Raw genomic sequence first — 10,050 nt, forward strand, 5'->3', positions numbered from 1 at the left:
TGGGTGGCCTCAGCTCATTCCGTGGCCTCGGCGGAAAGGGTGGGTCGATCGCCCCGAGCGTCCGGCTCGATCGGCAGGAACGATAATTCTGATTTGCGACCCGGCAGCAATTGGCGCGTGGTGATCGTGTTCAGGCGGGCCTCGGGTTTGTTGAGACTTAGCTCCGGTGACCAAGCGGGTTGCTGGGCCGCGGGCAGGCCGTCGCCATGGGGGCCCATCTCCGAGGCCCCATTGGCCGACGGCGTTTGGGTAATGGGTAAGGTAATCGTAAATTCTGCACCCTGGCTAGGGGCCGATCGACAAACCATGCTGCCGCGATGGCGCTGAATAATTTGATAGCTGATTGATAGGCCCAAGCCCGTTCCCTTACCTAGGGGTTTTGTGGTGAAGAACGGATCAAATAATTGGGATTGAATCGCTTCCGGAATCCCCGGCCCATTGTCTCGAATGGTGACACCAATATGCTGAGGATCCGGTTGTGAAAGCTCAATCCAAATGCGACCAATGAAGGGCAATTGATCGCGACTCAGTTGCTCTTCTTGGGCCTCGCGCAAAGCATCGATCGCATTGGAAAGCAAGTTCATGCAAACCTGATGAATTTGACCGGAATAGCATTCAATGGGGGGAATGTTGTCATAATTCCGAATGATCTCAATTTCGGGATAGCTGCCATTGGGCTTCAGGTGATATTGCAAGATCATCAGGGTAGACTCGATCGCCTCTTGCAGGTAAAGGGCGTTGGTAATGGTGCGATCGACCCGTGAAAAACCACGCAGCGCCGAGACAATTTCCCGAATTCGATTAGTGCCCAAATGCATTGAATCCAGCAGTTTGGGAAAATCCCGCGCCAGAAAGTCTAAATCAAAGGTTTCCAGTAAGGCTTGAATCTGCTCCTGTGGTGCTTGCTGGGCTTCCAGTCGGGCCAGTTGAATCAAAAATTCAGAATATTCACGAATGGGGCCCAAGTTGCTATGAATAAACCCGATCGGGTTATTGATTTCATGGGCAACGCCAGCGATTAATTGCCCCAAAATTGACATCTTCTCGCTTTGGAGCAAATGCATTTGGGTTTGCTTTAGCTCATCCAGGGTTTGGGCCAATTCAGTCGCTTGCGATCGGGTTTGTTGCAGCAATTCCGTGTGCTGAAGCGCCACACCCAGTTGCGCACAAACCTGGCGCAAAAACTCCACTTCCGAGTCTTGCCAGTCCCGGGGAGCGGTGCATTGGTGAATGCCCATCAGTCCCCACAGTTCCTCACTTTGAATGATCGGAATCACCAAATTGGCCTGCACTTGCCAAGTCCGCAACATTTCCAAATGGCAATCGGGCATGGTGGAATTGTGGACATTCGGGATGCTGTGAACTTTGCCCACTTGGTATTGAAGAACATGTTGATCACTAAAGCAGGGATCTTCTAATTCCAAGTGCAAAATGGAGGTGCAACCCCGGGCCCGATCTTCCGCAATGATTTTGCCCTGGGCGGTCGGGGCTTGGGAATTAAAGGCAAACACCACCACGCGATCGGCCCGCAGCAGTTGCCGCACTTCCCGCGCCGTGGTGCGAAACACGGTTTCCAGATCCAAAGACTCGCGAATTTTGGCAATCAATCGCGCCAGGGTCTGTTGCTGATGGATCACCCGTTCCAGATCCGCAGTCGATCGCTGAAGTTCCTCGTTTGATTGTCGCAACTCCGCCGTGCGGGCCTGCACCTGGGCCTCCAAGCTGGCGTTCAGGCTGTTCACCTCCGTATACAGCCAATGCTGCTTGACCGCCGTGGCAAACCGTTCCCCCAACGCCTGGGCGAGCTTCACCTCAGAAACCGTCCATTGTTGGGCCTGGCCGATTCTGATTTGTCGCCACACCTCAAAGGAATGGCGGGCCATCAGTTGGCGCGTGTCCGGGTCGTGCCAGCCGGTCCACAGTTCATCGGTGTTGACCTCATCCCGAAAAATGCTGAGGCAACCCAGTAACTCACTGCCGTAATAGAGGGGAACCAAAATCAGCCCCCGGATCGGCAGCCACTGAAACGAGGGAGCCACCGATCGCAGCAGGGGTTCTCGATGGATGTCCCCGATCGCCCAAACGCGCTGGCTAAAACTGCTGCTGTCCTGGGGTGGGGCCGCCAGGCCATAGTTGGCGCGCATCCACTCCACAGACCAATCCTGAGTGGTGGTGCTGGGCGGTGGCTCGGGCACTGCGCCCGCTTTCAAAAAGGCATAGACCAGCCGGTGTTCCTCAAAGGGGCGCTGATCCGTGGTGGCCAGGGGATGGGGCTGGGGCCCCACCGTATACAGTTCCCGATCGGTCTGGCCCCCGGGCCAAAGACACAGCCGGCCGCCGCTCCCTCCCAAAATTTGCACCGTTTCTTCCAGGGCCTTTTGCAGTTGGCCCGTGGGCGCTTCGTGCAACAGGGCCGTGACGCGGTTAATGCTCGCTTCCTGAAGGGCTTGATCCGTGACCCGTTGCACCAAAATTGACTGGGCGATCGCGATTTCCACCTGATCGACCACCGCTTGGATGAATTGCAGTTCCTCCTCATCCACCGATCGGGGTTCCGCGTGGTGAGAAACCAACAGCCCCCACAGGTTGCCCATGTGCAAAGTGCTGGAAACGGGCGGCTCAGAGGTGGCCGGAAAGTTATCCAGCACGATCGGAACCACCACCGACGACTGCACCCCCATCACCGTCAGATATTCCACATGGCATGGATCCACCGGACGGTAGCGCATCGTTGAAGGGCTGCGTAATTCACCATCGCCCGGGGGATCCATGGCACTCAGGCCCGTTTGGCATTCGGCCACATCCACCACCACTCGCTGGCGGGCCCGCACGAACAACTCGCGGGCCTGGGGCGGAATATCATCCACTGGAAAATGCAACCCCTTCAAGGAAGGCAGTCGATCGGGCACGAGGGATTCGGCCACCACCGTGCCATGGCCCTCGGGCGAAAATTGGTAAATCTTGACCCGATCGGTCTCCAAAAAAGCCCGTACCTCCGCCACCGTCACCGCCAGGATTTCGCTCAGCTCCAGGGACTGCCGAATCCGGTTTGCAATCCCCATCAGTAGCTGTTCCTGAGTGCCTTTGCGTGGCTTCTGTAACTCTAATTCCATAGCTGCTTAACCTGTGCATCAACACGATCGCCACCGTTGGCCCAAGACTAGCGATTGACGGGCTAGACGGTGCTGAACAGAGGATCGATCGTCCCCACCCGCAGACAACCCCAAAGCATCGCGCCTCGCCCCTGATCCCCAAGGGGCCGCTCCCCCCAAGGCGCTGCTCCCCAAGCGACTGGCCCCAAGGCGCTAGATGGTGATGCACCAGTGCCGCTTGCTTTGCAGATCCCTAGATCTCAAGATCCCAATCTTTTACAGATGTCAATTTCTATCTTCAGGGAATGGGTCACTCAAAAGCAATGTACTGACCACGCACTGCGGAAACCGTAAGGTCAACGATTTTGGATCCCGCTGGATGAGCGGTCGATCGCGGCAATCAATTTGCGCCAAATATAAAAACGGTATGGAGATTCGTTAGAGTCGATAGGGGTCAGTACAAAACCAAAATTCCCCATATCCAACACCCAAGGTGGCCGCCTATGCATCTGAGCGAACTTACTCACCCCAATCAACTTCATGGGCTGTCGATCGCCCAATTAGAAGAAATTGCCCGCCAAATTCGAGAAAAACATCTGCAAACCGTTGCCACCAGCGGCGGTCACCTGGGCCCCGGTTTAGGCGTGGTGGAATTAACAGTCGCCCTCTATCAAACCCTTGACCTCGATCGCGACAAGGTGATCTGGGACGTGGGCCACCAAGCCTATCCCCACAAACTGATTACCGGTCGTTACAACGAGTTCCATACCCTGCGCCAAAAGGACGGCATTGCCGGTTATCTCAAGCGCTGTGAAAGTAAGTTCGATCACTTCGGCGCGGGCCACGCCTCCACCAGCATTTCCGCCGGTTTGGGCATGGCGATCGCTCGGGACATGGCCGGCGAAAACTACAAAGTGGTTTCGATCATCGGCGACGGCGCAATGACCGGCGGGATGGCCCTTGAAGCCATTAACCACGCGGGCCACCTGCCCGACACCAACCTGATGGTGGTGCTGAACGACAACGACATGTCCATTTCACCCAACGTCGGGGCCCTGTCGCGCTACCTGAACAAAATGCGCCTCAGCCCGCCGATGCAATTCCTGACGGACAACATCGAAGAGCAGGTGAAGCATTTGCCGTTCTTTGGCGGTTCCCTGTCGCCGGAACTCGATCGGGTCAAAGAAGGCATGAAGCGCCTGGCCGTGTCGAAAGTCGGCGCAGTGTTTGAAGAATTGGGCTTCACCTACATGGGCCCCGTTGACGGTCACAACATTAAAGAACTGATTGACATCTTCCGCGAAGGCCACAAGCAAAAGGGCCCTGTGCTCGTCCACGTGGCCACCACCAAAGGTAAGGGCTACGCGATCGCCGAAAAAGATCAAGTGGGTTACCACGCTCAAAATCCCTTTGATTTGGCAACGGGCAAGGCCAAACCCGCCAGCAAGCCCACGCCGCCCAGCTACTCCAAAGTTTTTGCAGAAACCCTGATTACACTCGCGGAAAACGATCCTCGAATTGTGGCCATCACGGCGGCCATGGCCACCGGTACCGGCCTGGATAAATTCCAAGCCAAGCTGCCGAACCAATATGTGGATGTGGGCATTGCCGAACAGCACGCCGTGACCATGGCGGCGGGCATGGCCTGCGAGGGAGCACGCCCGGTGGTGACGATCTATTCCACCTTCTTGCAGCGGGCCTTTGACCAGGTGATCCATGATGTGTGTATCCAGGATCTGCCGGTCTTCTTCTGTATGGATCGGGCCGGCGTGGTTGGAGCCGACGGGCCCACCCACCAGGGGATGTATGACATTGCCTACCTGCGCTGTATCCCCAACCTGACGATCATGGCTCCCAAGGATGAGGCGGAGTTCCAGCGGATGTTGGTAACGGGTGTGACCCATCCGGGCCCGATCGCCGTGCGCTATCCCCGGGGCAGTGGCGTAGGTGCGCCGTTGTTGGAAGCGGGTTGGGAGCCGATGTCGATCGGCAAGGGCGAAGTGCTGCGAACCGGCGATGATCTGTTGCTAGTGGGCTACGGCACGATGGTTTATCCGGCCATGCAAGCGGCGGAAATCCTTAGTGAGCACGGCATTGAAGCCACGGTGGTGAATGCCCGATTCGTGAAGCCGCTGGATACGGAACTGATTGTGCCCCTGGCCCAGAAGATTGGCCGGGTGGTGACGATCGAGGAAGGCTGCCTGATGGGTGGTTTCGGTTCGGCGGTGCTGGAAGCCCTCAGCGATGCGGGTGTGACCGTGCCGGTGACCCGCTTGGGTGTGCCGGACATTTTGGTGGAGCACGCCACGCCGAGCCAGTCGATGCAAAGCCTGGGTCTGACGGGGCCGCAGATTGCCGATCGCTTGTTGACGCAGTTGGGCCGTAAGCCAGAAATGGCAGCGGTTTAGATTCCAAAATGTCGGGTTGGGCGATCGGGCGATCGCTCAACCGGGCCGCCCCGATCGCGAAGCTGTAGCTGTAGGGTGGGCAATGCCCACCACCCGCTAGCCCAAAGACATGATCACGCTCTACCAACCGGTGATCCAATTTGTTAGGCGGTTTCGTTAAGCGATTGATTACAGATGGGCAGTGCCCACCCCACGGGCTTGTTTGATTCTATTTGGTTCTAGAAAATAATTTATTGAGCAATATGATTGGGCAATCTTCTATTTTGAAGACAAAGAGTTTTTATTTCTAATTCTTGGATTTAATTGTGATCTACAAATAATATTTTTTGTCGAATTTAGATCAAGTCTCTATTGTCAAGATTTCAGATCAAAAAATCTCCAAAATTGCTGCCAAATATAATTGACAAACCCAAGGAGGCGATGATAGGTTCAAAAACGTATGCCTAGCCTAATCCAATCAATCGAACAGCGCGATCGCCCCTAGCCCAATGAGTGGCGACTTGCGATTGCAACATCGATGGTTGGAGCGGAGGACCCGTGTTTTGGGGCTTACTTTCTGCGTGAAAGGGGACACCTCTCAGTCCTAGCCCGTCAGCTAACTTCGTCGGCAACGAGGGGAGATTCTACCCATGAAAAATCCGACCATTCCGGGCGGCGCTTCTGTGCGCCCATCTGCTCGTTTTGCTGGTCGCTGGCTCACCCGTTATGAGGCGATCGTCTTCCCGGCGATCGGCTTTGGGGGCCTGCTGCTGTTGTGGTGGTTGGTGGCGACCTTTGGCACCAAGTTGTTACCGACTCCTTGGGAAGCACTGGTGGCCAATGCCGATGCAATTTTGACCCCGTTTCATCGTCGTGGCCCCGGTGATTTGGGGATTGGCTGGCTGTTGTTGTCCAGCCTGCGACGGGTGTTTTTGGGATTTTTGTTGGGGTCGATCGTGGCAATTCCTGTGGGCTTTTTGATTGGCTCATCTCGTTGGGCTATGTTGGCCATTAACCCGATCGTCCAAATCTTGCGCCCTGTGTCGCCCGTGGCTTGGTTACCGGTGGCTTTGGCGACTTTTAATTTGGCGAATCCGTCTGCCATTTTCGTGATTTTTATTACGTCCCTTTGGCCAACGATTGTGAATACGGCCTTGGGCGTTTCTAGCGTGCCCCAAGACTATTTGGAAGTGGCAAAAATGCTGGAAATGTCCCCTTGGCGACGGATGACGGCGGTGGTTTGGCCGGCGAGTTTGCCCTACATTTTCACGGGTTTACGCATCAGTTTGGGCATTGCTTGGCTGGTGATTGTGGCGGTGGAAATGTTGACCGGTGGTGTGGGAATTGGCTTTTTTGTGTGGGATGAGTGGAGCCGCCTGAATTTGAATTCGGTCTTCCTGGCGATCGGGGCGATCGGGGGGACGGGGCTGGTGCTGGATTGGCTGTTGGGCCAGTTGCAGCAGGCGATTACCCACCGGCCTGCGCCCAAACAGCTTTAGCACCGGTTGGGTTGCGCTTTTTGGAACTCAGCGCGATCGCTGTCATGCCTGCGGGCGTTGGGTTTCGTGCCTCAACCCAACCTACATGACCAACTTCCGGGTGTTGGGTTTTGCGCTTCAACCCGACTGACCTAGCCAACTTAATTCAACGCACTCAACCAAGAGGTGATTTTGTGGGAACGCTCGATCGCCGCTCTCTTCTGTGGGGACTGGGAGGGTTTGCCCTGGCAACGGGGCTGGCTGCCTATGATCCCCTGGCTCTGAAGCCCAACCGCCGGGCGATCGCCCAAGACATCAAGCCGGTGATCGATCCGGCGACGCTGGAAAAGCCGAATTTAACAATCGGGTTTGTGCCGGTGAATGATTGCGCCCCGATCGCGATCGCCTACGAAAAGGGCTTTTTCCAAAAATATGGGCTGAATGTTACCCTCAGCCGCGAGGCCAGTTGGGGCACGGCGCGCGATGGTGTGATCTTTGGGCGGCTGGATGCTTCGCCCGTGGTATCGGGAGCCGTGACCAATGCGCGGGTGGGAGCCGAGGGCGCGCGTCAGGCCCCCATGTGCGCCGCCATGACCATTCACCGTCACGGCAATGCCCTGACCATGAATCGGGCCATGTGGGAGGCGGGGTTGCGGCCGCTGCACGAATATGGCGGCAATTTGGATGCCTTTGGGCGAGATTTTGGCCGCTATTTTCGATCGCTCCCGCCCGAGCAACGGGTCTGGGCGGTGGTGCTGAGTTCGTCGATTTATGAATATTTCGTGCGCTATCTGGTGGCGGCCGTGGGCATTGACCCGCTGGCGGATTTGCGCCTGGTGATTATTCCGCCGCCGCAAATGGTCACGAATATGCGGATTGGAGCGATGCAGGGCTACATGGTGGCTGAACCCTGGAACACCCGGGCGATCGCGGGCAATGTGGGGGTGGGCTTTACCTGCGCCCAGGGTCGGGAAATTTGGCAGGGCCACCCCGATCGGGTGTTGGCGGTGATGGAGTCCTTCATCGATCGCTATCCCAAGACCTATCGATCGCTCGTGAAAGCCCTGATCGAAGCCTGCCAATATTGCGGCCGGCCGGAACATCGGGAGGAAATTGCCCGGCTGATTGTGGCGCGATCGTACACGGGAGCCGTGCCGCGCAAATGCTCCGTGCCCCAGGATATCAATCTCTCAAATCTGAAGGATTTGCCCAATTGCGCCACCCAGTTCACGGCTCCGGCCCTGGTGGGCAATTACAACTACGGCGGATTTGATGGCCGGCGGCGAGAGGTGCGATCGCCCGACACGACCATGTTTTTTGACCTCGCGCCAACCTTGGCCCAAGTGCCCGGCGACCATTCCACCTTCTTGTGGCAATCCCAGGCCCTGTGGCTGATGACCCAGGCGGCCCGGTGGGGGCAAATTCCCCGGATTCCACCCAACGCCGAAGCCCTGGCCAAACGGGCTTGGCGCACGGATCTCTATCGGGAAATTGCCGGGGAATTGGGCATTGCTTGCCCCAGCGACGATTACAAGGTGGAGCCAGCCGATCGCTTCATCGATCGCCGGGCCTTCGACCCCAGCGACCTCGATCACTATCTGAACAGTTTTGAAATTCGCGCTAATCGTCCCCAACGGTTTTCCCTGTGGGGTTAGCGGCCAACCGCTGGTTTTTGCTTTTGAATTTTTGGTGTTTGACCCATGACGCAACCCAATCCGCCCCAGTCCACCGCCCAGCGCGATCGCACCAGCCCCGATCGGCAACCCTTCCTAAAGATTGAGCATCTCTACAAGGCGTTCACCAATCCCAAGGGCGATCGCACCGTGATCCTCAATGACATCAACCTGACCGTGGGCAGCACCGAATATATTTCGATCGTCGGGCACTCGGGCTGCGGCAAGTCCACCCTGCTGCGGATTGTGGGTGGTTTGGAAACAATCACCGCTGGCACTGTGGAAATTGAAGGGCGACCGATCACCAAGCCTGGAGCTGATCGGATGATGGTGTTTCAGCACTATGCCCTGCTGCCTTGGCTGACCGTGCGCGAAAACATTCGGCTGGCGATCGATGAAGTGCTGAAAACCGCCACGCCCGCCGAAAAAAGCGACCTGGTGAACGAACATATCGAAATGGTCAACCTGGCCGCCGCCGCCGACAAATATCCCGACCAAATTTCCGGCGGCATGAAGCAGCGCGTTGGCATTGCCCGCGCCCTGGCCGTGCGGCCCAAGGTGTTGTTGATGGATGAACCGTTTGGGGCCCTGGATGCCCTGACCCGGGGCAAGCTGCAACGCCAGGTGTTGGACATTTGGGAGAGCCATCGCCAGGCGGTGTTGATGGTGACGCACGATGTGGACGAGGCGCTGTATATGTCCGATCGGATCGTGTTGATGACCAACGGCCCGGCGGCCCAAATCGGCGAAATCCTGACCGTGCCCTTTGCCCACCCGCGCAACATCCACGAGATCCGCGAATCTCCTGAGTATTACGAGCTACGCAACCACGCCCTCAATTTTTTGGATCACAACTTTGTGCGCGACTAGGGCCAATCCCCGGAACCCTTTTAGACTAAGGGGTTAGACCATGGTTGTTAGATCACGATTAATTGACGGCTGAGCCGACTACATCCCAATGAATGCCCTATCAATTCCCACTTGGATCGTGCATGTTTCCAGCGTCATCGAGTGGATCGCGGCGATCGTGCTGATTTGGCGCTACGGCGACCTCACCGACAATCCGAGCTGGCGGGCCTTGTCTTGGGGCATGTTGCCAGCTCTGGTGAGCGCCATGTGTGCCTGTACCTGGCACTTTTTTGACAATGCACCGCGATTGGAGTGGCTGGTGACGGTGCAAGCGGCCACGACGGTGATCGGTAATTGCACGCTTTGTGCGGGGGCTTGGTGGATCTGGCGATCTCGCCCGATCGACCCGTCAGGATCTGAAAAAGATCTCTAGGAATTCGGTCTTGAAAGTCGGCCCCCTGCCCCAAACAGGGGCCTTGATTGTGATTGATCCTTGTGACCGTCGTTGTTGAGCCGAATCTATAGTACATTCAATTAGGAATGAGACAGCATGACCTACAGCAAAGACCTC

The 10,050-nt window shown here is 56.7% G+C and carries 6 protein-coding genes and 1 riboswitch; of the genes, 5 read left to right on the forward strand and 1 reads right to left on the reverse strand.

Annotated elements, in window-relative coordinates:
- Nucleotides 1-14 precede the first annotated feature (14 nt).
- Entirely contained in the window at nucleotides 15-3,062 is a 3,048-nt protein-coding gene (locus AMR42_RS16960; protein ID WP_158234526.1) for a GAF domain-containing protein, read from the reverse strand.
- Between the two features lie 533 nt (nucleotides 3,063-3,595).
- Here AMR42_RS16960 and dxs point away from each other — a divergent pair.
- The 5 genes from dxs (at nucleotide 3,596) to AMR42_RS16985 (ending at nucleotide 9,912) form a co-directional block, all read left to right on the forward strand.
- Nucleotides 3,596-5,500 carry a 1-deoxy-D-xylulose-5-phosphate synthase gene (gene dxs, locus AMR42_RS16965; RefSeq protein ID WP_099534833.1) on the forward strand — a complete coding sequence of 635 codons (1,905 nt, stop codon included), beginning with the start codon at nucleotides 3,596-3,598 and terminating at the stop codon, nucleotides 5,498-5,500.
- Nucleotides 5,501-5,997: 497 nt separating this feature from the next.
- Nucleotides 5,998-6,125, forward strand: a riboswitch (cyclic di-AMP (ydaO/yuaA leader).
- Between the two features lie 4 nt (nucleotides 6,126-6,129).
- Nucleotides 6,130-6,978, forward strand: a complete 849-nt coding sequence (gene ntrB, locus AMR42_RS16970) for a nitrate ABC transporter permease (RefSeq protein WP_099534834.1) — start codon at nucleotides 6,130-6,132, stop codon at nucleotides 6,976-6,978.
- Nucleotides 6,979-7,151: 173 nt separating this feature from the next.
- Nucleotides 7,152-8,612, forward strand: a complete 1,461-nt coding sequence (locus AMR42_RS16975; protein WP_099534835.1) for a CmpA/NrtA family ABC transporter substrate-binding protein — start codon at nucleotides 7,152-7,154, stop codon at nucleotides 8,610-8,612.
- A 45-nt stretch (nucleotides 8,613-8,657) separates the two neighbouring features.
- Nucleotides 8,658-9,500: an ABC transporter ATP-binding protein gene (locus AMR42_RS16980; protein ID WP_099534836.1), complete on the forward strand. Its 843-nt coding sequence runs from the start codon at nucleotides 8,658-8,660 to the stop codon at nucleotides 9,498-9,500.
- Nucleotides 9,501-9,588: 88 nt separating this feature from the next.
- Nucleotides 9,589-9,912 carry a DUF2499 domain-containing protein gene (locus AMR42_RS16985; RefSeq protein WP_099534837.1) on the forward strand — a complete coding sequence of 108 codons (324 nt, stop codon included), beginning with the start codon at nucleotides 9,589-9,591 and terminating at the stop codon, nucleotides 9,910-9,912.
- Nucleotides 9,913-10,050: the final 138 nt, after the last annotated feature.

Source organism: Limnothrix sp. PR1529 (assembly GCF_002742025.1).
Lineage (GTDB): Bacteria > Cyanobacteriota > Cyanobacteriia > CACIAM-69d > CACIAM-69d > CACIAM-69d.